The 22,617-nt window shown below is 50.2% G+C and carries 14 protein-coding genes; 4 read left to right on the forward strand and 10 right to left on the reverse strand.

Translation table 11 applies throughout. The features are described 5' to 3' along the window. Positions 1 to 141: 141 nt before the first annotated feature. Entirely contained in the window at positions 142 to 2,262 is a 2,121-nt protein-coding gene (locus tag Q3O60_RS00315; protein ID WP_305891911.1) for a S9 family peptidase, read from the forward strand. A gap of 25 nt (positions 2,263 to 2,287) precedes the next feature. On the opposite strand, the gene lhpI is transcribed toward Q3O60_RS00315, so the two are convergent. After that, on the reverse strand, positions 2,288 to 3,229 hold the full coding sequence (lhpI, locus tag Q3O60_RS00320) for a bifunctional Delta(1)-pyrroline-2-carboxylate/Delta(1)-piperideine-2-carboxylate reductase (RefSeq protein ID WP_305891912.1): 942 nt from the start codon (positions 3,227 to 3,229) through the stop codon (positions 2,288 to 2,290). Next, positions 3,220 to 4,290: a M24 family metallopeptidase gene (locus Q3O60_RS00325; protein WP_305891913.1), complete on the reverse strand. Its 1,071-nt coding sequence runs from the start codon at positions 4,288 to 4,290 to the stop codon at positions 3,220 to 3,222. The genes lhpI and Q3O60_RS00325 overlap by 10 nt, the downstream gene beginning before the upstream one ends. 145 nt (positions 4,291 to 4,435) lie before the next feature. On the opposite strand from Q3O60_RS00325, the gene Q3O60_RS00330 reads away from it, so the two are divergent. Then, entirely contained in the window at positions 4,436 to 5,098 is a 663-nt protein-coding gene (locus Q3O60_RS00330) for a GntR family transcriptional regulator (RefSeq protein ID WP_305891914.1), read from the forward strand. A gap of 100 nt (positions 5,099 to 5,198) precedes the next feature. Here Q3O60_RS00330 and Q3O60_RS00335 read toward each other — a convergent pair whose 3' ends face one another. The 8 genes from Q3O60_RS00335 to Q3O60_RS00370 form a co-directional block, all read right to left on the reverse strand. Beyond that, entirely contained in the window at positions 5,199 to 7,112 is a 1,914-nt protein-coding gene (locus tag Q3O60_RS00335) for a tetratricopeptide repeat-containing diguanylate cyclase (protein ID WP_305891915.1), read from the reverse strand. 147 nt (positions 7,113 to 7,259) lie between these two features. Then, on the reverse strand, positions 7,260 to 9,899 hold the full coding sequence (locus Q3O60_RS00340; RefSeq protein ID WP_305891916.1) for a M9 family metallopeptidase: 2,640 nt from the start codon (positions 9,897 to 9,899) through the stop codon (positions 7,260 to 7,262). 99 nt (positions 9,900 to 9,998) lie between these two features. After that, positions 9,999 to 10,568, reverse strand: a complete 570-nt coding sequence (locus tag Q3O60_RS00345) for a PEP-CTERM sorting domain-containing protein (RefSeq protein WP_305891917.1) — start codon at positions 10,566 to 10,568, stop codon at positions 9,999 to 10,001. 15 nt (positions 10,569 to 10,583) lie between these two features. Further along, entirely contained in the window at positions 10,584 to 12,959 is a 2,376-nt protein-coding gene (locus tag Q3O60_RS00350) for a collagenase (RefSeq protein ID WP_305891918.1), read from the reverse strand. Between the two features lie 308 nt (positions 12,960 to 13,267). After that, entirely contained in the window at positions 13,268 to 14,746 is a 1,479-nt protein-coding gene (locus Q3O60_RS00355; RefSeq protein ID WP_305891919.1) for a peptide MFS transporter, read from the reverse strand. Further along, on the reverse strand, positions 14,739 to 16,349 hold the full coding sequence (locus Q3O60_RS00360; RefSeq protein WP_305891920.1) for a collagenase: 1,611 nt from the start codon (positions 16,347 to 16,349) through the stop codon (positions 14,739 to 14,741). Before Q3O60_RS00360 ends, Q3O60_RS00355 begins: the two co-directional genes overlap by 8 nt. 172 nt (positions 16,350 to 16,521) lie before the next feature. After that, positions 16,522 to 19,236, reverse strand: a complete 2,715-nt coding sequence (locus Q3O60_RS00365) for a TonB-dependent receptor domain-containing protein (RefSeq protein ID WP_305891921.1) — start codon at positions 19,234 to 19,236, stop codon at positions 16,522 to 16,524. A gap of 92 nt (positions 19,237 to 19,328) precedes the next feature. Further along, on the reverse strand, positions 19,329 to 20,585 hold the full coding sequence (locus Q3O60_RS00370; RefSeq protein ID WP_305891922.1) for an NAD(P)/FAD-dependent oxidoreductase: 1,257 nt from the start codon (positions 20,583 to 20,585) through the stop codon (positions 19,329 to 19,331). Positions 20,586 to 20,663: 78 nt separating this feature from the next. On the opposite strand from Q3O60_RS00370, the gene Q3O60_RS00375 reads away from it, so the two are divergent. Beyond that, positions 20,664 to 21,611 (forward strand): dihydrodipicolinate synthase family protein, encoded by a 948-nt coding sequence (locus Q3O60_RS00375; protein WP_305891923.1) that lies wholly within the window; start codon positions 20,664 to 20,666, stop codon positions 21,609 to 21,611. Then, positions 21,608 to 22,609 carry a 4-hydroxyproline epimerase gene (locus tag Q3O60_RS00380; RefSeq protein WP_305891924.1) on the forward strand — a complete coding sequence of 334 codons (1,002 nt, stop codon included), beginning with the start codon at positions 21,608 to 21,610 and terminating at the stop codon, positions 22,607 to 22,609. Before Q3O60_RS00375 ends, Q3O60_RS00380 begins: the two co-directional genes overlap by 4 nt. Positions 22,610 to 22,617: the final 8 nt, after the last annotated feature.

Below are 22,617 nucleotides of genomic sequence, written 5' to 3' on the forward strand. Positions count from 1 at the left end.
TGCTTGTAACGAGTTGAGTTCAAAAAGTGCTCAGGTTGTATAGTCATTGTGTGTGTGCAAATTATCGGGGGTTTGATTTTGCATACCATATTCTATATGTTCCTGTTAGGGTGCATGGCAATGTGATGTGGAGCGTGAATAATGACTTTAACTCAATTGGTTAGCGGCAGTTTGCTGCTGGTTTGCCTTGTGGCTCAGTCCGCTCCGGATAGAGCGGTAATTGAGCGTTCTTTGGATCTGCGCGAAAACTGGTTGCCATTGACCCGCAACCTGATGCTGGAACCCGTCTGGACTCGAACTGGGGATGCTTTTCATTATAAGCTCAGTGTGGAAGGGGGATTTTTATTTTTTCGTGATCAGGTCTACCAATCTCAAACGGAACCCGCATTTGATCATCAGTTGGTTGCGACCGGTTTAAGTCGCGTGACCGGGCAAGATTACACCGCTTTAAACTTACCTTTTGATAGATTTCAATACGCAGACGATGGCCAATCAATACGATTTTATCTGCACAACATCCACTGGCAGTGCCAGCTGCAGGTGGCAAATTGTCAGGATGTGACCGAACAAAGGCAGCCCAGCGCATTTGGTGTTGTCAGGGATCTGCAGCAGCAAGCAGCATCTGGACCTGTGCCATCGCCGGATGGAAACTATCAAGCTCAAGTGAGTGGTCATAATCTTTTGGTGCTCGATCAGCAGGGGCGTTTGGTATTTCAGACTGAGGATGGTGTGAGCAGCAACTTCTATGATCCGCAATTGATCCGTTGGGCTCCTGACAGCTCTGCACTGGCCTTAGTAAGGGTGCAGCCGGGCAAGGCGCGTTACGTCACAAGGGTTTTATCGGCGCCTGCCGATCAGCTTGAACCACAAGTTATTCAGCAACTTTATCCCAAGCCTGGAGATGCAGTCGATGTCGATCAACCGGTGCTAGTTCGGCCAGCTGATAAAACAGCAATTGATATTCCGACTACGCTGTTTCCCAGCCCTTATCGCATCGATAGTTTGGCCTGGCAGCAAGGCGATCAGGGCGTTGTTTGGTTATCCGAGCGTGATGGCTGGTCGCATTTGTATTGGGTTGATAGTGCCGGACAACAACTACAGCAATTGACCCAGGGCAACTGGCGGGTGCGGCAGGTACTGGCTGTCGATGAAAGTTCAGGTACTATCTGGTTTACCGCCAGTGGCTACTATCCGGGACAAGACCCTTATTATGAACACCTGTTCCGTGTTGGTCTGGATGGCAGTGATTTTACGACGCTGACTGAAGGTAATGCTCACCATGAAGTGACTTTATCGCCGGACTACCAGCATTTTATCCTGCGTTATTCACGGGTTGATTTACCTTATGTGGCTGAGCTGCGCCAAAGCCATGATGGTTCACTGGTACGTGAGTTGGCTCGGGCGGATATTAGCCAGTTAAGCGCTGCTGGCTTTCGGCCGCCACAGCCCTTTGTTGCCAAAGGCCGGGATGGTGAAACCGACATCTGGGGCTTGATTGTCAAGCCACAAAACTTTGATCCGGACCAAGCCTATCCGGTGATTGAGAATATCTACGCTGGCCCGCACGATAGCTTTGTACCGAAAAGTTTCTGGCCCTTTGGCTTTCATTCTGGTGGCGATAAGGTCATTGGGATGCAGGCTATGGCCGATCTGGGCTTTATTGTGGTGCAAATCGATGGCATGGGCACGGCGAATCGCTCTAAAGCCTTTCATGATGTAGCCTGGCAAGACTTAGTCGACTCAGGCTTTCCCGATCGGATTTTATGGCATCAGGCCGCGGCGAAGCAGTTTCCCTGGTACAACATAGAGGACGGTATGGGTATATACGGTGCATCGGCTGGTGGTCAAAGTACGGTCGCTGCGTTGTTGTTTCACCCTGAATTTTATAAGGTTGGCGTCGCCTACGCGGGTTGCTATGACAATCGAATGGACAAGATCAGCTGGAATGAGCAATGGTTGGGTTATCCTATTGGGTCCCAGTATGCGGCATCCTCGGTGGTGGAGCAGGCGCACTTGCTACAGGGGCAACTTTTGATTATCAACGGCGAGCAAGACAGCAATGTCGATCCGGCTTCGACTATGCAGCTGGTGGATGCGCTGATCCGGGCAGATAAAGATTTTGATTTACTGATTGTCCCAGGTGGAGAGCACAGTGTTGGGCGTTCAAGCGGACCTATCCGTTATGTTCAGCGTCGGCAGTTTGACTTTTTTCTACGTCATCTGAAGCAGCAAGATACTCCCGACTGGAACCGGGTACAGTAAGTCTGTGCCCGGTAACGCTAAATTGTCAGGGGAACTCCAGCATTAATCTGGCCGCTGCCAAATCGGCCAATGCAGTGCCAACTGCTTTAAACACCTGAATGCGGTCGGCCTGCCAACACAGGCTGTCGTTGCGGCAAAGCTCAGCCAGTTCGGCCCGGATATGGTGCGGCTGGATTTTCTCCGCCTGCAGCGGGAGCAGAATTTCACCCGCTTCGTTCAGGCAATTGGCGCGGCTATCTACATACAGCAGGCCATCAACCACCAACTGGGTATCGATTTCACTGCAATTGGCATGGTGGTTACCAAGTGCATCCACCAGAGTGCCCGGTTGCACCCAGTCGGCTGGAAAGAGTGGCTCAGTAGCCGCGGTGGCGCAGCAGATGATATCGGCCTTTTGCAGCAAACAGGCAGAGCGTTCAGCTGCCTGAATACGCAGTGCTGGTCGCTCTGTTTGCAACTCTGCCTGCAAAGAGGCCGCCAGTTGCTGCGCTTTAGCAGGATCCCGGCCGACAATGTACACATCGTCCAGTTGCCGGATACTGGCATAGGCTTTGACCAGATATGGTGCCAGCTTGCCGGTGCCAAACAGCACCAAGGTACTGGCGGCCGGATTGGCCAGATAAGATCCAGCCAATGCTGAGATGGCGGCTGTGCGCCACAGGGTAATACTCGTCCCGTCCAACAGGGCCAATGGTTCGCCACTGTGCCGGCAGAACAGCATAATTTTGGCGTGCAAGCGCTCTTTACCTTGGGCTGGGTTTTGCGGGAAATAGGTAAATAGCTTGCAGCCAATCACTTTTTCATCCCAGGCTGGTAGCAAAGCCAAGGCTTCTGGTTGCCCGGCTGTCAGCGGCAACAGCTGACGGGCGGGCATGCCAAAATCACCGGCAAAGCTCTGACGTAAACTGGCGATAAGAGGTGGAAATTGCATGGTCTGATGAATACTGTCTGCTTGGATCAGTTGCATAAGATGGTCAGCTCCTTCGGACTTTGGGTCAGGATTTCGATACCTGTCTCGGTAATTAAAATGTCGTCTTCGATGCGCACCCCACCAAAGCCTGCTTGGTACAAACCGGGCTCTATGGTGACCACCATGCCGGCTTGCAGAATAGCGTCACAACCTTCGCGCATCAGCGGGTATTCATGCAGCACCAAACCAGTACCATGACCAATGCCTTCACCGGCATAGTCCGCATAGGGGGAGGCTGCCAGCACTTGCTGGGCCGCTGCATTGACGGTATGGCCGCTGACTCCAGGGCCAGCGACAGCCAGTGCTGCCAACTGGGCCTGCAGCACAGTCTGATAAAAATCGCGCTGGCTGGTGCTAGCGGCTCCCAGCACATAAGTGCGGGTCATGTCGGAGCGATAGCCCCGTACTTCAGCTCCAAAATCCAGCAGCAGCCAGTCACCGTGTTGCAACACGCGTTCTGATGGTTTGCCATGGGGCAGGGCGGAACGTGGCCCCGACAGCAAAATGGTTGGAAAGGCCAACGCTTCAGCACCCAACTCAAATAACTTCTGTTCCAGCAAGGTAGCCAGTTGTAACTCGGTCATGCCCAACTGTATCTTCGGTAGTAACCAACCAAGGGCCTGCTCGGCGATGGTCACCGCTTGCCGGGTGGCGGCCAGCTCATCGGCATCTTTACAGGCCCGCATCTGTGCCAGCCAGTTAGGCGCTGCCTTCAGCGAGACGGCAGGCAGGCATTGCTGCAGCTGTTGAAAAAAGCCAACGGTCAGGTGATCGAACTCGCATAACAGCTGTTGCTGCGTTGGGTGCAGTCGCGCAATGCAGGCCGCCAGAGATTCGTGGGCCCGATCACGGCAAATAATAGCCAATGGTTGTCCGGCACACTGGCTTTGGGCAATGGCGGTATAACGGTAATCGGTGATAAGAAAAGCCTGCTGTGGCGTGAGTAACAAGCTAGCAGCGCTGCCAGTGAAGCCACTGAGGTAGCGAATATTCGATGGCTCAGTGATCAGCAGGCTTTGGCAGCTGCCAAGCTGTTGCTGCAGGTGCTGTAAACGCATGGTTTTACTCCTTGCAAAATGTATACAATATACTTTTGTCAGGGTAAAGGCAATTTCTGCCGATTGATATTACAATGCCGGCTGCAAGACTTATTATATTTGGTATACTGCATATTATTTTTAGTTATAAGCAGATGGAGCAGACATGGCTGTTGAATACAAAACCCGCACTCAGGTGGTGGTGGAGGAAATCCGTAAGCAAATCCTGACAGGTCAAATCAAAGCAGGTGAACCTCTGCGTCAGGCGGCATTGGCCGAGAAGCTCAATGTGAGTCGGATCCCCGTGCGTGAGGCCTTATTGCAGCTGGAAGCTGAAGGCCTGGTCGAGTTTGAAGCCCATAAAGGTGCCACGGCTACCCGCCTGTCGGCGGAGCAGGTGACCGAGTTGTTTGAGCTTCGGGCCTTGCTGGAATGTGATTTATTGCGCCGGGCTATTCCATTGATGACGGATGTGGTGTTAAAAGCCGCCGACAGGGTGCGTATGAACATGACGGTCGCCTTTGAAAAAAGCGATGAGATCAGCTCTTGGAGTGATCTCAATACCGAGTTTCATCTGACCTTGTATCGTCCGGCCGGCCGTCACAAGACGATTGAGCTGGTGCACAATCTGATGATCAACTCTGATCGCTACATTCGCTTTCATTTACTGTTAGCTGGCGGAGTGACCAAAGCCGATCCAGAGCACCATGCCTTGTTGCAGCTTTGCCAGGCGAAAGATATCGACGGAGCCTGCCAGCTGTTGAGAAAACATATTCTGGAAGCGGCAGATGAGATAAATGATATTTTGGTTCGTTCTGAAAAAAGTTAGTTTCTATCGGGACGTTTAATTGCTGCTAGGTAAATATTATTTATAATACTGTGGTGTATCCTGCCTGGAAGGTTACAGTGTATTTATATACCATCCTAAATCAGAGCTCCACAGCTGTGCTTTCAATAGTCAGTTTTTCAAGGTGCTCATCGAGGTAGCCGATAGCTCGATTGCGACCTTGTTCTTTTGCTTGATACAAAAATGAGTCTATTTTTTTTAATTTTATTTCGAATTCAGAAATTGTTTCAAGAGTCAACGCCATGAAACCGATCGAAATTGTCACTGATATATGTTGATTATTCACGTAGATCGGTGACGAATTTATTTCACTCAAAACTCTTTGAACGATTTGAATGCATTGCTCTTTTTGATCTGGCCTATCAATAAAAATGAGAAATTCCTCTCCGCCCCAACGTACAATACATTCAGTGCTCCTTAATCGACTGGCAAGCCTTTTGCTAACAACAATGAGTACTTCATCACCAGCCTTGTGCCCGTATACATCATTCACTTTTTTGAAGTGATCAATATCTATAAGAAGAACAAAAGCTTTATCCCCTGAATTTTCTCTAGATAGTACAAAACTCTCGAAATAACGACGATTATAAACATTCGTCAAAGGGTCATGGTTGCTGGCATAATCTAAGTGCTGGTTTTTTTCTGAAAGCAGCTGATTTGTTTTTTGAACGCGTTTATATGCCATAACGATTGAAAAAATAAGTAAAAATGCTGCCGTCAGGATAGTAAGTGTTAAGCGAAGTTCAAGTTGTTTTTGTACCAGTTTTGCTTCACGTTGTTGCTGTTGTTGTTCGTAAAGAAGTAACTCCCTTTTTTGCTGCTCAGCTGTTATCAATGCATTGGTTAGCGTGGCATTTTCTTTTTGCCTGCTGGCATCAATGTCTTGTGTTAGCTTCATGCTGTCGCGCAGTGCAGTAAAAGCCTCCAGGTAAAACCCTGATCTATAAAGGTTATCAGCCCATTCAGTTAAAAAGCGAGACAAAGGTTCGAGCACCTGGTTTTCTTCAAACCACAAGCGGGCCTGGAGAAACATTGACTCTGCAGCCTCTTTGTCACCTTGCTGAAGCAAGGTATTGGCCATGGCCACTTTTGTATAGGCCAATACATAGCTTCCAGGGTATCTGATAGCCAACTCTAGTAATTCGTTAGTCAGCTTGCGGTTTTCATCGTACATGCCCAGTGAAAAATAAATGCCGGTAAGGTTTATGCCGGCAATTAGATACTTAAAGTCATCAATACCTTTGTTCTGATTCAAGAGAGCACGGTAGATTTCTTTTGACTCTGTTAAGCGGTTTGCAGTCATCAGAATGTAAGCCCGGTTTGCCTGCGTCTCAAAAAGATTATCTGGCTGTTTAATTAATTGCAGCGCTTCACTATTAGTCGATAATGCTTGCTCGAAATTCCCTAAGGCACTTTGGATCAAAGCAAGTCGTGCAAGCGTTTCACCTTCCCATTCGGCTAAATCATTTGCTTTTGCTATTTGTATAGAAAGCTGTGCAGCCATTATTGCATCATCAAAGGCGCCTGCTTCTGTTGCAGTTTCAATGTAGTCATAAGCAAGCCAGATACGTAAAGCAGGCAAATCATCGTTACTTAAGCTATGGTAGGCAAGGTGGGATAGCTCGGAAGCTTGACGCAATTGATTTATGCTTACTAGTTTTGCCTGCTGACAGCGATAGTATGCCGCAGCCGGTGGAGATAGTTCAGAGAATCCATAATTTTCTGGGGTGGTACTTGAGTCAGGAACTTGTACATGCTGCATGGCCCAAAGCCTGCAAAGGTGCATAGACAATAACTCGTGCTGTTTTTTTGAAGTAGCCTCATCTTTTAAAGTTAAAAGAGCATCATAAATTTCCTCTGGTTTATTGGTTTGGTATGACATGACTTTCGACCAAATCTTTTTTTCAAAATCAGTGAATTCAAGATTAGTTTCGAGCGCGTTACTTATTGAAACGTTAAATAACAATATCAAAAATAGTAACGGGAAATTCTTCATATAAGTGCATTGTTTTTATCTATTTTTTGAAGGGTAGCGTTTAACTTCTGGTTTGTCTAATTTGACAAAATGGGAAAAGCAACCCCTATATAAAGGGAGTTACTTTAGCCATTTTTTATTGTGAAAGTTCTCGCTTAGCTTTCTCTGTCAGTTTTGGGTCACTATCAAGGTCGTTTCTGGTCGCTCAGAGTTAGCATGGATGCTGATATACACCCAGCCAACCGGAAGCTGCCCCGTAGTAATTTGTTCCTGGTGGCCAGATGAGACAGAGCGCAACTCATAATTGGCTGCTGTTGGCCATGTGCTGCGACTGAAGTATAAGTCGGCATTGCCATCGCCCTGTCCATACAGGTTAAAGGTATAGCGGGCGTTTGCAACCGTATTATAAAGGTAGAAATAACTGTAGTTGTCATTTTGACCTGAAACAACACAGTACTGTTGGCCTGGCTCTATCTGAATATAGTCCACTGGGTTCTGGCTGTTGCATGCATCCGGTTGTGTAGGCTGTCCTGTCAGGTTAGCGACCAGGCTAACGCCATTGAATGCACTATAACCACGGGTATAAACGTACCAGCGACCTTGTTGAGGGTTGGTGAACTCACATTGTTCATTATTGCCACTACGGTAGGGGCGGCAGTCGTATTGTTGCAAAGTCGGTTCCTGACCAAAGCGAACGTACAAATCTGCATCGCCACTGCCTCCACTTTGTACGATATTTAATTGGCTTTGATTGGCTGGTACATCCAGTGTGTATTCAAGCCATTCACCTTGACCAGCGCTAAGCCCAGTTACCGGTACTCCGGGTTGTAATTCGTTTCCGGGGATTGGTGTGGTTCCACCGCCGCCAATGGTGATATCTGGTTGATCATCATTGCTATCGACCGTCTCCAGCCAATTGTACCAATCCTGATCAAAAGAGCTGCCAATGCTGTTGATGGCGCTTAAATAAGCATCGTATTGGCCGGTTCTGAAATTAGTCAGAATTTGATTGACGGTTTCTGGCTGCCGTTCAAACATATATCGCACTGCCAGATAACCCCAGTGGTAAACACGCTCTGTACCACTAAAATAAGTATTGGCCATAATGTCACTAAGAGCAAATGCTTTGCTTGCGGCTAAGCTAATGGCATAGTCGTTGCGGTTTTTCTTGGAAACATACTCAGCCAGGCCCTCTATCCACCATACGGTTTTATGGGTGCCAATCCGGTAATCGGCAAAGCCGCCTTTCATGTTAAAACGGCCATCTAGGTAGTGAACCATTTCGTGGGTAAGGTTCCAAATAACAAAGTCTGGGCGTAACCACTCGGCCTCGTAGGCAATAAAGCGCGCCTGGTTGTTCGGGTCTTCTGGGTTACCCTCTAGATACATGCCGCCGTTGTTGGTATCAATACCGAAGAAGATACCAGCATACAAACCGTAATCGTTACTGCTGTCAAAAACCACCATCTCAAGACTGTCATTCAAGTCATTGGCAATCGGTTGATGATCTGTGACCAGAAACTGATGGAACCATTGTTCTTCAGCTTCTACTATATTGCAGGACTCGTTAAGTTGTTGCGAGGTCATATCCTGAGCACGGAAGCGCATGCTTGAGCTGCAGCTGTGATTGATACTCAATATCTGCTGCTCCAGCTGCTGCTGGAAACCACAAATTGAAAATTCGGCGCATTCGCCATAAAAATCCACTGAAGCCGCAGCTCTAAGCCAAACGGAAGCACCAGTACCGTTCATGCTGTAGCGGTCAAATAAAGATTGCAATTCGCTACGAACCGTATTGTAGATAGGCGCATTTTTATACTGAATGAAGCGGGCCAGCTCAGCGGCAGCATTGTCCTGTAAGAAAGACGCCTGGCTGTTTAACATCCAGTCGCTACGGGCGAAAGCTCCTAATCGTTGAATCAATACCGTATCATTGCGGGTTGCTTGTACGAAGTCTGAGTTTTGGTGACCTCGAAACAGTATCGTAAAAATGGAGTTTACCGCAGATCGCATATGCCAATTCTGTGCATAGCTTTGGTTCCAGCGCTGAAGCCACTCTTTGATGACATAAATGTATCGCGCATTGAGGCCTGCACTGTCTATCAGCGTTAGCGCATCAATGATATTACGGCCATTAAAATCGCTGTCGGTATAAAATGATGAATTATTCACCAGGTTATCCAGTGCTGACTGAACCGATGTTCTTACCCAGGTAGGGTAGGCAGGAATTTGCTGCGGATTGTAATATTGAACGTAGTAGCCTGCTCGCAGAAAGTAATATAACTTGCCTATCTCGGTGCCGGATGTTCCGTTGTATTGGTTTGCCAGTTGAGCTGTTTGCTGAGCTACGCTGTACATATTGTTGGCCGAAAATGCATTAAAAGCGATGCTACCGCCATTAAATAAGGCATCAATACAGGTACTTGGGTTGTTTAAAATATGCTGTACCAGTGCGCTACCTGTCTGGTTGCCATAGCCTTGCATCATCGCGCTTGTACAGGTGGCCAGTGTTTCCATGTCTGATTGTGCCATCAGCTCACTGGTATCCAGTTGAAAGCGTTTGGCTTGCTCCAGAGTATGGGCTTGGTAAAAGTCATTCGGGTTTCGAAAGGCTTCAATGGGCTTTGGCTCAACAGGCGCCATAATATGTTGCTGGTCTGATACCTTGGGTGCTGTTTGTACCTGAGGGGTTGAACTTTGCACTTCCTCTACGCTTTGCGGTTCACTTGCCATAGCAGCAAAACAGCTCAGTGCCAGAAAAGAAATGGTTAAGTTGATTTTATTTGGATGCTGTCGTTGTAGTTTCATGGTGATGTTCCTGAATATTGAGTGTTTTAGTTATCATGCACCTGGTTTTAGTAAGCGACAGGCATCCGGCAGCCAGGCCTGCCGGATGCCTGTCTGTTTTCAGCGTTTACGGGCGCCGAGGAACAACAAGCCAGCAAGCAGCAATACCAATGTTGCTGGTGCCGGTACCGGTGTAGATGCCGGATGAACCTGAAGTTGCAGATCACTGAAGTTAACAGTCACAAACTCATTGTCGAAGCTAAGAGCACCGCTCCAATCCGGATTGAAACTGAACCAGAAATCACCCGCGCTCAGCACCAAAAACTGCAGCGTCGCCAGCACAAAGCCCGAACCCTGGTTGGCAGCCAACAGCTGTTCATCGGCCGCTGGATCGGCATAGTCATCCAGTGCCAGTAGACCCGCCAGTGCATTGTGATCGGCAAACTGCCAGCTACCAAAGCCATCGTCAAAGCCGTTGCCAAACTGCCAGCCCACTAGCGAAAAGCCTTCAGTGGCGTAACTTAGTTCTGAAAAAAAGCCGCCGAGTGTCGTACTTAGATGACTGATGCTCAGTTGCAGCTCTACGGTGTCCCCGACCTGATAATCATTATGCAGGCTTTCGAGTTTAATCAGAGCCGCCTGACTGTTGAACGACAGAGCAAGTAGCAAGGTGGTAAGTAAAGTTTTCATCATTCTCTCCTGGGGTTACTGTGGGATTTGGCAGCGCGGCAGATCGCACAAATTCATCATGGCGCGGATATCGCGTTGGTCAACAACGCCGTCACCGTTGAAATCAAGCTCTGGAGTCAGGTTTATTCCCTGACGCAGCCACAGCCGGAACAGCTGAATATCGCGACTATCGATGATGCCATTGCGATCCAGATCGGCGGGGTGGAATGTGTTGGTTTCACAGTGACCATTGCCTGCAATGATGCAATCCAGCCAATCGTGGAAATCAGCATCAAAGCGGTTGCCCCAGATTGCCAGAATATCGTCGTATGGCGTAAAATCTGGCACTTCGGGCAGGTCATCCGTTAGCAGCTGACCGCAGGTCCAGACCCAGTGGCCTGAGCCCCACTCACTGTCGTCGTACAACCAGTACCAGCCATTGGCTTCGGCTTCAGGCTTGGCGCGCCAACCCCAGTCAAACTGGCAGGGAGCCTCTACCACTGCATATTTCGGTGCCCGGAAACTGGGCAGCAACAGACTGTCGACTTCTTGGCGTTGCTGTTCCATCATGTAACGGTTGGCGAGATAGCCCCAATGGTAGATGCGTGGTGTGCCATGGCTGTAGGTGGTTTGAAACAGTTCGCTCAATTGATACTGCTTGCTGGCAGCCACATTGAGTGCATTGGGATTATTGGCTGGTTGCGACAGGTATTCGGCCAGACCTTCGCTCCACCAGACGGCATTGCCTGGCGTATCCGAAAAACCGCCCCAGAGATTATAGCGGCCATCCAGATAATGGATGTATTCATGTTCCAGATTCCATACCACAAAATCAGGTAATAGCCAGGTTGCCTGAAAGGCAATAAAACGAGCCTGGTTGTCCGGGTCTGAAGGCGTACCCTCCAGGTACATACCACCATTATTGGTATTGATGTTAAAGAAAGTACCAGCGTAGTTTTGATAATCACCAGAAGAGCTGAAGATCACTACTTCGAGATCGGTGTTGTAATCATTGGCCACGGGCGTTTCCGGGATGGTGCCAAACAGCTGATGAAAGTCCAGCTCTTTTACTGCCAGATCTTGGCAGATTTGCCCAAGGTTGGCAGCGCTGATAGGCTCCTGAAAACGAATTTTCAGACTGTCGCTGCAGGTATGCTGGCCAGACAGTACCGCAGCTTCCAAGTCAAAGCTGCAGGCATCGCCATAGAGATGGCAGTTGGCTGCATCATAATGCGTGACCATGCTTTGGGCATTGACCCAACCATTACCGCCAATGCCATTATAGCTGTAACTGCTCAGTAGATGCTGCATCGCCGGACGAACTGTGTCGGCAAAACTGCCACCGAGCTTTAAAAAGCGGCCGAGCTCACTAATGGCATCGGACCATTGGTATTCGCGGGTATGTCCGACCAACCAGAGCCCATCATTCAGTACAAAATCACGCAGGTTGGTGATGATTTCCGGGTGATCAAGCAGTACCGCTTCCAATGCCGGGCCGGTATTAGTTAAGGCATTAAAATAATGCGTCAGCAGTTGTGTCATGCCACTTTCTTCATAACCGACCCCCCAGTTGTCCGCTCTGGAGACCGTATGGGCATAGCCCAGAATAGCTTCACTGAAGCGGGGCAAATAGCGCAGACGATCACTGTTGCTGCTGTTGACTAGGATCAGCATTTCATAGCGCACCATAAAATCGCGGCTACTGCTGCCGTTAAATTGCACAAAATGCTCGCCAGCAAAGTACTGATCGAACATCTGCTGCAGATTACTGGTGTACGAAGCGGGATAAACCCTATTGCTGCCAGCCGACGATTCAGCCCAATGCACAGCACGCAGGAAAGTCACCAGCTTCTCTAACTCGGAGCTATCCGACATGGAGTTGGCATTGTAGTGTGTCAGCAACTGCAGCATGGCGTGCACAATGCTTTGCAGGTTGGCATCAGAGAACAGGGCGGTACCTACCAGGCTGGCATTGTACATCCCATAGAGGCAACTGCTGAGCTCAGCTGATTTTACCGCCTCTACCAGGGCATCGCCGCTCAAATGCTGCAGCTGCGATGGGTCGGTACAGCTGCCGCTTTGTAGTGAGGAGAGTCGCAGTGTCGACTTAGCTTCAGACAGATGTGGCGTATCCGCCAGCAACTGAGCTGGTAGCTTGGTATTACGGCGTTCAGCATCAATTTGTGCCTGAATACGCTGAAACTCGATTGGTGATAGCTGCCGCGGTGGTCTGGGATGTTGTGCTTCGGTATTGCTGTGACTGTGCTGGGCTTTTAATTCCTGCATCCGTTGCTGTGGATGCGAAGGATGGGCTTCTGCTGCTGGCGGATGGTGTGGGTGGGCAGCAGCAGCTGTTGACAGCAATGCCCCTCCCAATACGGCCGCTGCAGTGAATCGAAATGGTGTTTTCATGGTGATGTTCCTGCTTGTTGCTTATCGTTTTAGTGGTTTGCCTGTTGGCAGTTGTTATTTTTAGCATATGAAATATTGTATACAATAGTCTGTTTGGGTGTTTTGTCTGAAAGTGCTGACTGCTAAGCCACTGGGAATAGTTACTGGTTTATAGGCAGGTTTTTATGGTAAGTAATTGTTTTTTAATTTTTAAATGGTTGACTTGTTTGAGCTTGATATACCTTCTATTGGTACTTAGGATGAGTATCAGGGACGGGCGTTTAACCCAAAAGTACTAGAGATCATGTCCTTATGATCTCGGTATGATGTCAGGATGCTTTGCTGGTTTCTGCCACTGCTACCGGCAATGCTTGTTCAGCTCGCGAGGGTTCGGCGCCGTGCATCCAGCGAATGAGTGTATCGGCCATCAGGTACAACACCAGTGCTGCCAAAAAGGCAGCCAGCGTAAAGCCGCCAAAGATAGCAAAGGCATTGGCAACCATTTGCTCGTCGGTAGCTGCTTCACCAGACCCTACCAGAGCACCAATCAGCCCGGCCAGTTTGTTGGCACCGGCCATAAAGAAGTACCAGGCGCCCATCATCAACGAGGCCATTCGTAACGGCGACAAGCGCGTGACCATGGCAAGGCCAATGGGTGATAGGCATAGCTCGCCCAACGTAAAAAACAGATAAGCCAGCACCAACCACCAGAGACTGGATTGTTGTGCTTCACTGTATTGCATGGTGGCTGCCACCATCATCAGAAAACCAATACCCAGTAGCACCAGACCCAGAGCAAACTTGACCGGCGAGTTGGGATCATGTTTGCCTAACTTCATCCAGAGCGCTGCAAACAGTGGGGCAAAAATCATAATAAACAGTGGGTTTAATGACTGAAAATAGGCAGGGTTCAGCTCGACACTGCCAATGGTGCGATCAACAAAGCGGTCGGCATAAATGTTCATCAGGCCACCAGCCTGTTCAAAGCCAGCCCAGAAAATAATGGTAAAGAGCCCCATAATCAGCACCACTTTGAGCCGATCCACTTCCTGTTTGGTTAAAGGTGTTTGGCGAGCCTGTTGCTGCAAGCGGCGCTCACGTTTGGCTGCTGGCTCAATGCCAATAGAGCCCAGGAAGCGTTTCGCCAGTGTCATTTGCAACACTAAGGCAATCAGCATACCAATCCCTGCCAAGAAAAAACCAGCCTGGTAATTGCGTACCTGAATGGTGTTTCCATCAACGTCGAGCTGGTAGCCAAACTGATCAATCAGCAGGCCAACACTGATCCCGGCCAGAAACATCCCCAGATTCACTCCCAGATAAAACACCGTGAAAGCACCATCACGGCGCTGATCCCCGGGCTGATACAAATCGCCGACCATGGTGGATATATTGGGTTTAAACAGGCCATTACCGACCACCAGAAAACCCAGGCCGGTATAAAAGGCATAAAGCTCATAACCGGGCAGCCAGCTGTGGGGCAAAGCCAGGCTAAACTGGCCAATGGCCATCAGGATACTGCCAAGGATAATCGCCAGCCGCTGGCCAGTGATGTGATCGGCCAGCCAGCCGCCCAGCAGTGGCGTAACATACACCAGCATGGTGAAGGTGCCATACAATTGCAGTGCGCTGGCATGATCCCAGCCCATACCTCCACCCTGAGCCTGTACCCGGTCCACCAGATACAGCACCAGCAAGGCACGCATGGCGTAATAGGAAAAGCGTTCCCACATTTCGGTGCCAAACAACAAAAAGAGGCCTTTCGGGTGACCCCATAAGTCGGTTGTTTTATGAACTGAGTCAGTCATTGGTCTGATCCTTGGTATCGGTGCTTAGGCTAAGGCGGTGAAAATGTTGCTCATGATTAAGTAAATGAGCAGGTTGCAGGTAACGACGGTATAGGTAGCGCCCCAGAATCGGTGGCTCTTGCTGCTCAGTCTTTCTTTTTGCTGTTTGCTGTTGCTGCGCTTGTAGGAAAGCAGTAAAGCTATCCTGATGCAGCTCGGCCACTTGTTCGAGCTGGTGCAGGTAACCGGCAAAAAAATCAGTGCGAAGGGCCTGTGTTAGCTCAGGAATGCGTTCTGGCAGCTCGCTTTGCAAAAAGCGCCAGGTGAAGTAAGACCAGCGGTAGGTCATATCCAACCCATCCTGGTAACTGGCAGCAAAAATAGTGCTAAGCGATGGTACATCTTCCGCTGGCGTGTCTAGCAGTATACGGTTAGCCTCGGGATTCTGCTTGCCCATTGAGATCAGCTCGGCCAAACCTTCTGACCACCAGACTTTATGGCTGGGAAAGTGACCAAAAGGGCCATAACTGGCGTAACGGCCATCCAGATAATGGATGTATTCATGCTCGAGGTTCCAGACGGCAAATGGCTCTGGTTGCCAAAACTTTTGAAAAGCAAAAAATCGGGCCTGATTGTCCGGATCGCTCGGCGTACCTTCTAAGTACATGCCACCATTATTGGTGCGAATATTAAAGTGCAGGGCGCCATAAAGGTTGTAGTCGCTGTAATCGTCAAAGATGATGACTTCCAGTCGGTCATTCCAGTCATTGGCTACAGGCTTACGTTCGGTTCGAAGCAGCTGATGAAAGTCATCTTCCTGAGCCATCATTTGCAGGCAAAGCTGCTGTAGCTGACGGTTATTGATGCTGCGATATCGGATCATCAGGCCAGAGTGACACTGGTGTTGATGGGGCAGTGCTTGCTTAAGCGGTGGCAATTGGCACCAGTCGGCAAACTCCTGCAGGCAGTTGTCCCGAACCCGAAAGGAATTGGTCAGGTAGCGCTGAGTAAAAAGTTGCTTTTGCTCTTGCAAGCTAAGCTTTGGCTGGGCTTGTAAGGCTGTGAGCACAGCACTATCGAACGCCTCTTTGGCATCCTCTGGCAGCAGAACATGCTGGTAAGCCAATAGCCACAACAGGTGCTCCAGTTGCCAGCCACTGGCCTTTGGCACCAGATCCAGTAAAGGTTCATGCCATCTGCTTTGGTTCAGGAGCTGTTTTAAATCATCCTGATTGCGGGCAGCAACCGCTAAAAATGCCTGAGCGCGGATGGCTTCCCACCAGGCGTAGTCAGCAGCCAGCTGGTCTTGTGGCAGTTGACTGCTAATGCGTTGCAGCTTTTGTAGCAGCGCTAGCCGCTGGCTGGGCTCTGTTGATGGGTAACGATAGCTCAGTACGCTGAATTGCTCCTGCCAGCGCCAGGCTTCAGGGACTGATTTAAAGAAATCAGGGTGCCCGGATAGCTTTAGCAGTAAAGGCGTCATTTCGGCTTTGGCTTCGTTACTCAGCTGGTGCCAGTCGAATTCATACGATAAATCACGTAAAAAACGTAGCCGGGACTCCAGCCTTGGAAGTTCAATTACATGCCGCTCTAGTAGCTGGCTGCTGTATTGAATGGAGTCCATAAATCTAGACTCCACAGGCTGTACGGACTCTGCTTTTGCCAGGGTAGTCCACCCGAGCAAAATGCAGGTTGGAAAAACTAGGGTATTCATGATGTTCCTCAAAAAAGCTCCCGGGATTCACCGGGAGCAAAAAGCAAAAGAGTGGGAGAAGCCATCTTTTGCCTACCAGGGTTTAGAAGCTCTGGGTGTAACTCAGATACATGGTACGGCCATAGACACTGTACAAGCTGGTCGAATAGCCACCCCACTTATCGAACCGGGGATCTTCATCGGTCAGATTATTCACCCCAAGAGCGAGTTTTCCTTGCCAGGGCAGATCCAGCTGATAAGAAATATTGTGTACCACCATGGATCCCACCTGGTTGTCTACCACCCAGTTGTTATTGGTATCCAGCTCTTTGTTTTGTTGACTGCTGGTGTAGTTGCCGTAGTAAGTCAGGCTGTGATCACCTAAGCGGTAGCTGAGCGTCAGGTTGACCCTGTCCGATGGATAACCAAGGCGACCAATTTCATTGATACCCAGCTCCAGTTCTTGCATATTGGTTTGCACGGTCTGGGAGCGATTGAAACGGGTGATATGGGATAAGCCGAGATCGGCCCGGAATTCACCAAAGTCGGTAGCCAGCCGACCATTCAAGCGTACATCAATACCGCGCTTTTCTTCAAAGCCGCGATTGTTGGTGGTAATTTGCATGCTCTGAATACGGCCATTGGGCAAAAAGCTGATAGCGGTATTTGGGAATAACTCCGAAACCGAGGGACGTGCTATACCAGCCGTATCGGCTGCTTGCCATAGCTGTGACTGGGTATAGGAGATCAGGTCGGGGCTTAACTGAGTAATAATATTATCAATTTTCAGCTCCCAGAAGTCAGCTGTGAGGCTGAGTGCATCATTGATATCCCAGACTACTCCCAGATTGGTGGTTTTGGATGTTTCTGCTGCCAGCTTGTCGTTGCCACCGATATCAACATAGAGGCTGTCGCGGCGGGTACAGCCAGCGATGTCTTCACCTGCAGTATCATGACAAAGCGGGTAGTTGGTAATGGTATACCAGCCCTGGGTTGGACCCCGGTACAAGTCCGCCAGGGTAGGCGCCCGGAAGCCTTCACCATAAGATGCGCGTAACAGCAGGTTCGACACTGGCGTGTAGCGCAGGCCGAATTGTGGATTAAAGGTGCTGCCAAAGTCGCTGTAATGGTCATAACGGCCAGCAATATTCAGCTCCAGATCGTCCAGCAATGGCAAGCCCAGCTCGGCATAGACAGCCTTCGCGGTGCGATCACCCTCACCACCAGCACCCCCGCTGCCACCAGTGATTTTGCCGGCTTTGGTCAAAGAGTCGATGTCGGATAAGAAGTGTTCTTTACGGATGGCGGCACCGACATAGCTGCTGATGGTGCCTGCTGGCAATTCGAACAAATCAAAACCAGCCCCAATACTGAAATCAACCGCCCTGGCTTTGGAATATTTGTCGACATTGGCTGCGGCCCCACCAGGCACAGCAGAATCCGGGTCGCGAGGATCCCAGCCCACAAAGCTATTGCTGTCCTCATCAAACTGCCCAATCAGGCCAACCACGGCATCGGTATAAAGGTAGCCGGTTCCCCAGGTGAAGTTGCCGTAGCGGTTTACGTTGAGCGCACTTTCCCAAAAACCCCAGGAAGTGTCTCCATCCACACTGACCATGAAGTCGAGGATTTGATCATGGTGTTTTGCCACCCGATCACCGGCTGAGTCAAAGCGATAATAAAACAGATCGCCTTCATTCACCGCTCGCAAGGTGTGGCCCGCAGCTGTGGTGTAGGAAGGTAAATCATGTGGGAAGGTAATGTCGCCTGGTACTGGGGCTGATACATCTTTGCTGCGGTTACTGGCCCAGTAAGTTCTGGCACTCAGGCGAATATCTGCGGTTAACTCCCGATTGTAGATCACTAAGATATTATCCTGATTACTGCCAGAGGTCATGTTGGCTGCAACGGAGTGATCGTACAAGCAAGCGCGATCAGCTGGATAGTCCAATGAAGAAACCGGGCCAACAAAGGCATTCTGACCATCTTTGTTGTAGACCGAGCAATCGTTATTCATCAACGGCGTTTGATAATCCCAGGAACCATCTGATGCTTTGACAATGGTGCGGCCCCACTCCCATATCATACGCCAATCATCCATTAGGCTTGGATCGCCACCCTCCACAACATAAGGTGCTTCATAAGCACGGGAGTTCATGCTGATAGGATCGCGCTGCTGGTGTTCCCAGGTCATGATAAAATTGCTACGACTGTCACTAAAGCCTGTAGAGAATGAAAAATCGTAGCTATCACCACCACCACTACGGCTGGTTTGCTCCCGGCGCAAACTGACTTCACTGCCAGAGAAATCTTTCTTCAGGATGATATTGATAACACCAGCCATGGCATCGGTGCCATAAATGGCAGAAGCTCCATCGCTTAATACCTCAATCCGTTCTACCGCCGTCATAGGCAGGGTATTGAGGTTGGCTGAACCACCGTCCATGACGGGTGATTTAGCCATGCGCTGGCCATCCAATAGCACCAGAGTACGGGCTGAACCAGCGCCTTTCATCGACACCGTCGATTGCGAAGCCCAGGAATTATTGGCACCGCCTCCCCAGGAACCAAACGAATTGAAGTTAGAAGCCCGAAGCGCATCGCCCACATTGTTAAAACCACTGGCAATAATGGCATCACTATCAATAACCGTGATAGGGCTGGCTCCTTCCATATCGACCTGACGCAGACGCGAGCCTGTCACCGCAATGCGCTCGACTGAACTGGCCTGCGTCTCGTCTTGTTGTTGGGCTTGAGCGGGCAACAGCGTGGTGCCGAGCAGCATACTCATCAGTAAGGTAAGTTTTTTATGTTTCATTGTTTCTTCCTGTTGTTTTGGTGAATACAGCCGTCACCTCGGCACTGCATTTATTGAATAAAGTATTTTGTATGCAATATTTTCAGGCAAAATTAAGCCTGTTTCTTCTGGTGGCGGTATGGCCCGAACCGATCAATACGGTAAGGAGCAAGTTTGCCTTGTGGCAGATTGCCGTGCAGGCTCTGGCATATCAGCTCTGCTGAGTACGCTGCTTGCGTTAACCCCAGGTGTTGATGGCCAAAGTTGTAATGCACCCCTGCATGCGCAGGGCAGGGGCCCAGCACTGGCAGGGAGTCTGGCAAGGATGGCCGGTTGCCATACCAAACGCTTGCTGGCTTGGTGGGCTCTATCGCTGTGCTAAGCAGGCTGCGAGCATGCTGAAGCAACATGTGCGCCCGATGAAAATCCGGGGCTGCATCCAGGCCGGAAAACTCAGCTGTACCGGCCAGGCGCAACCCGCTTTGCATTGGTGTCATAATAAATTTACGTTCCAGCGAGCTGACTGGTCGGCTAAGGCCAACAGCTTGTGCCATCAGGTGATAGCCTCGCTCCGCTTCCAGTGGGATGCGCCAGCCAAGCTGAGCCGTCAGGGCGGCAGAATGCGCTCCGGCACAAATCACCAGCTGCTCGGTGTTAAAAATGCTGCTGCTGGTGCTCAGTTGCAGCGGTGATCCTGACTGGATGGTCAGCAACTTACTTTGCAGCCATTGACCACCAGCTGCTTTAAAAGCGGCAAAAATACGTTGGCACAACAACCAGGGATCGACGGTGTGGGCTACCTCGGTAAAATCGAGCGAGCCGCAAATGTTGTTGGCCAACAGGGGTTCCAGCGTTTGTGTTTCGGCCTGATCCCGTAAACTAACATCAATCCCAGCTGCTCTGTACCTCTGGTATTGCTGCTGCAGGTTGAGTTGATTGGAGTGCTCCGATACCAGCAAAGCACCATGGTGGCAAAACAAATCCTGACTTTGACAAAGCGTAGCCAGCTTTTGCCAACTGGCCATACTTGGCCCATTTAGCTGGCTAAGGGCTGCTTGCAGCGCTTGCTGTTTGGCCGCTGCCATATTGCCGATAAAACGGCAAAACCAGGGCAAGCTTTTCAGTAGATAGCTGGCTCGTATTTTTAATGGGCTATTGGCTTGTAGCAGCAAGGCAGGCAACTGGCGTAGCAAGGATGGATCGGCCAGTGGAAACACTTGCTCGGTAGCAAAATGGCCAGCATTGCCCTTAGAGCAGCCTTCGGCTGGCGGGTTGGCATCCATTAAAAGCACAGAGTAGCCGCTGTGCTGCAAGAAATAAGCAGTGCATAAACCAACCACTCCTGCCCCCACCACGGTAACTTGCTGCATAAAATTTTCCAGAAAGACTTGATAATGTAGATTGTATACAATATTCTTTTATCGACAGCAACCTTCAGGAGTAAAAAAATGCAAATAAACTGGCGCGGTGTGTACCCGGCAATTTCAACCCAATTCCACCCGGATGGGCAGATCAACTACGACAGCAATGCCCGCATGCTGAATCAACTGATTGAGGATGGTATTGATGGCATCATTGCTTTAGGGACTGTCGGGGAGAATGCATCGCTGACCGTGGATGAAAAGCGAGAGTTTCTGCGCCATACCGTAGAAACAGTCGCCGGGCGTATTCCGGTCATTGCCGGTTGTACCGAGAACACTGCTCAGGCAGCGGCACTCTATGTCCGTGATGCAGAAGCCATCGGTGTGAATGGCCTGATGCTGTTGCCTGCCATGGTCTACCGTGGGACAGACCGCGAAGTCGTGGCACATTATCAATATGTGGCGCGCTCAACGGCGTTACCTATCATGATTTACAACAACCCGGTGGGTTACGGCATTGATATCAACCTGGAGATGACAGCCATTCTGGCCGAAGAACCGAATATTGTCGCTATCAAAGAATCCACCACAGATACCCGCCGTATCACCGAGTTACAAAGCCGATTTGCTGATCGTTTTACCATTTTCTGTGGCGTGGATGATATTGCACTGGAAAGCATTTTGCTGGGTGCAACTGGCTGGATTTCCGGACTGACCAATGTATTTCCCCGTGAATCCGTGGCCTTATTTCACCTGGCCCGCTTGGGGCGGCTTGATGAAGCGCGTCAGATTTACCGTTGGTTTATGCCGTTGCTGCGGCTCGATACCATTCCAACGCTGGTGCAGTGCATCAAGCTGGCGGAGCAATTGCTGCTGCGGGGCAGTGAGAATGTCCGGCTACCGCGTTTAGCGTTGGAAGGGCAGGAGCGAGCCTATGTTGAACAGGTGGTACAACAGGCGTTGGCCAACCGGCCTGATCTGAGTCAGTTTGGCTTTGGCACCTCAGGTCAGAACCGGGAATTCTGGCAGCTATGATCAAAGGCACTTACTTTTGCATTGATGCCCACACCTGTGGTAATCCGGTACGGCTGGTCACCAGTGGCCATCCACAATTGCGCGGCCACAGTATGAGTGAGAAGCGACTGGATTTTATCGAGCGCTTCGACTGGATCCGTCAGGCACTGATGTTTGAACCACGCGGTCATGCCATGATGTCCGGGGCTTTCTTGTACCCACCGTGCAATGAGGGTGCGGATGCCTCGATTTTGTTTATTGAAACCAGTGGCTGCCTACCTATGTGTGGTCACGGCACCATAGGTACCGTGACTGCCGCGCTGGAGCAGGGGTTGCTTCAGCCAGCGGTGCCCGGAACTCTGGTGCTGGATGTGCCGGCCGGGCAGTTGGTGGTGACCTATCAACAGCAAGGAGAAAAAGTTAGCCAGGTACAGATCCGCAATGTGTCATCTTACCTGGCGATCCGCGATGCCGAGGTTGATGTGCCAGGCCTTGGGCGGATCCGCTTTGATGTGGCCTATGGTGGCAATTTTTATGCCATCGTCGAACTGCAGCCGAACTTCCCGGGCCTTGAGCACTGGACTGCAGCCGAGGTGCTGCGTTACAGCCCATTGCTGCGAGCTTTGGCTGCCGAGGCCTATCCTTGTGTGCATCCGCTGGATCCGAGCATTTGCGGCATCAGTCATGTGCAATGGACGGGGATGCCCAAATCTGCCGGTTCCGATGCTGCCAATGCGGTGTTCTATGGCGATGGTGCCATTGATCGCTCCCCCTGCGGTACAGGCACCAGCGCCCGCATGGCGCAGCTGGTTGCCCGGGGCAAACTGGCGGTGGGCGATACTTTTGTGCACGAAAGCATTATTGGTAGTCAGTTTGTTGGTAAAGTCGAGGCGAAAACAATGCTCGGCTCGACCGAGGCGATTATTCCTTCCATTGCAGGCTGGGCCCGGGTGATCGGGTTTAACCAGATCCTGGTGGACGATGCTGACCCCTATGCCTTTGGTTTTGAAGTGAGGTAGCTATGATT

The organism is Alkalimonas collagenimarina (assembly GCF_030717845.1).
Taxonomy (GTDB): domain Bacteria; phylum Pseudomonadota; class Gammaproteobacteria; order Enterobacterales; family Alteromonadaceae; genus Alkalimonas; species Alkalimonas collagenimarina.

What these genes read in the sequence shown, in the direction of transcription:
- Q3O60_RS00315 (WP_305891911.1), top strand. Translation starts at nt 142, where the DNA reads ATGACTTTAACTCAATTGGTTAGCGGCAGTTTGCTGCTGGTTTGCCTT.
- lhpI (WP_305891912.1), bottom strand. Translation starts at nt 3,229, where the DNA reads ATGCAACTGATCCAAGCAGACAGTATTCATCAGACCATGCAATTTCCA.
- Q3O60_RS00325 (WP_305891913.1), bottom strand. Translation starts at nt 4,290, where the DNA reads ATGCGTTTACAGCACCTGCAGCAACAGCTTGGCAGCTGCCAAAGCCTG.
- Q3O60_RS00330 (WP_305891914.1), top strand. Translation starts at nt 4,436, where the DNA reads ATGGCTGTTGAATACAAAACCCGCACTCAGGTGGTGGTGGAGGAAATC.
- Q3O60_RS00335 (WP_305891915.1), bottom strand. Translation starts at nt 7,112, where the DNA reads ATGAAGAATTTCCCGTTACTATTTTTGATATTGTTATTTAACGTTTCA.
- Q3O60_RS00340 (WP_305891916.1), bottom strand. Translation starts at nt 9,899, where the DNA reads ATGAAACTACAACGACAGCATCCAAATAAAATCAACTTAACCATTTCT.
- Q3O60_RS00345 (WP_305891917.1), bottom strand. Translation starts at nt 10,568, where the DNA reads ATGAAAACTTTACTTACCACCTTGCTACTTGCTCTGTCGTTCAACAGT.
- Q3O60_RS00350 (WP_305891918.1), bottom strand. Translation starts at nt 12,959, where the DNA reads ATGAAAACACCATTTCGATTCACTGCAGCGGCCGTATTGGGAGGGGCA.
- Q3O60_RS00355 (WP_305891919.1), bottom strand. Translation starts at nt 14,746, where the DNA reads ATGACTGACTCAGTTCATAAAACAACCGACTTATGGGGTCACCCGAAA.
- Q3O60_RS00360 (WP_305891920.1), bottom strand. Translation starts at nt 16,349, where the DNA reads ATGGACTCCATTCAATACAGCAGCCAGCTACTAGAGCGGCATGTAATT.
- Q3O60_RS00365 (WP_305891921.1), bottom strand. Translation starts at nt 19,236, where the DNA reads ATGAAACATAAAAAACTTACCTTACTGATGAGTATGCTGCTCGGCACC.
- Q3O60_RS00370 (WP_305891922.1), bottom strand. Translation starts at nt 20,585, where the DNA reads ATGCAGCAAGTTACCGTGGTGGGGGCAGGAGTGGTTGGTTTATGCACT.
- Q3O60_RS00375 (WP_305891923.1), top strand. Translation starts at nt 20,664, where the DNA reads ATGCAAATAAACTGGCGCGGTGTGTACCCGGCAATTTCAACCCAATTC.
- Q3O60_RS00380 (WP_305891924.1), top strand. Translation starts at nt 21,608, where the DNA reads ATGATCAAAGGCACTTACTTTTGCATTGATGCCCACACCTGTGGTAAT.